Below are 1241 nucleotides of genomic sequence, written 5' to 3' on the forward strand. Positions count from 1 at the left end.
CACTTTTCGGTAACCCGAACATCGACCTTTTTACCGATAAATTCATATGGAACAGAGTACTTGCAATTCCCGGCAGTTATGAGATAATCGGGTTGGATGGTGGCAGTTGACCAGACAGCCGTTTCATACGGGGCAGCAGGTAAAGGCATGAGGAAGGATTTTTCTTCTTCTTCAAATGCGGAGAACCGGCTGCCTTTCTTTTTCTGGAATGGTTTCTTATTGAATTCCGTCAGCTTTTCCTGAATGGCAGCATTGAGCTCGATAAAGGAAAAGAACTGACGATTGCGGAGGGCCGCAATAATCCATGTCGAAATCACACCGACTGTTCCTTCAGCATTTGGTTTATCCTTGGGTGAGTAAGGTCGGGCCGGAATAATGGCGGTGCCATAATATTCCGCCATTTCATAGTAAGAACGGTTTAAAATCAACTCCGTGCGGGTATTCTTAATGACCCCGGTTTTCAGATTGTCCGGCACAACAATCCGGGTTACACCGTTAAAGTAACGGTAGGCATGAACATGTGCTTCAATCCAGTGGGGGGATTTCATATCCGGAAAGGCTTCGGCGTAGCTGTAAAGGCTGCACGGCAGACAGGCAACAAAAACATAGGCCGTCACCGGTTCGCCCATTGCTTCATCAATGACCGTAAGCGTTTTTCCCGCCCAGTCCACTTCGGTGAGTTCACCGGGCTTGCGTTTAATGCGCAGCGTCGCTTTCTTGGATGCGGCATAAGCATGATACTTGTCGTTAAACTGAGAATGCTGATAAGGAATGACCTGCTCATTTCGGCACTGCTCGCAGTACTCCGCCCAAAGCAGAGAAAGCGTGACACTGGGTTTTGCCAGTTCATTGTGAATGGTTTCAAAGTCAGGAAGTTTCCTGCCATTGGTACAGGCACGATCCAGATAGAGAATGGCCTGCAGATCCGGATTGGTCAGTTCATCCGGAATCGGCCATTTAAGGTCTTTATCCTGTGTCAGCTGCCAGACTTCGGCAACCGTGTTACGTGAGCTCCCCGTGCTGGTAGCAACACGTGTATTACTGTAATCCTGACTTTTCAGCCGGATTATTTCTCGATAATTCACCATAATTATCGACCTCCATCATTGTATTTACACAATTGCTCGTGTATAAAACAATTATAACGCAACTGCACTGGCTCCGGAAAAGGGTGCTGTGAAATATTGGAAACACCTGCTCTGGATTATCGGAAATGGCGCACAATTACATTGGAATACTCA

At 47.1% G+C, this 1241-nt stretch carries 1 protein-coding gene; it reads right to left on the bottom strand.

Annotation, left to right across the window (positions count from 1 at the left end; all coding sequences use genetic code 11):
• Positions 1-1088, bottom strand: a 1088-nt coding sequence (gene istA / locus BLW33_RS13910) for an IS21 family transposase (RefSeq protein WP_143032667.1), incomplete at its 3' end; no start/stop codon positions are given.
• Positions 1089-1241 lie beyond the last annotated feature (153 nt).

Origin of the sequence: Eubacterium aggregans, from assembly GCF_900107815.1 — a bacterium.
Classification (GTDB): domain Bacteria; phylum Bacillota; class Clostridia; order Eubacteriales; family Eubacteriaceae; genus Eubacterium_O; species Eubacterium_O aggregans.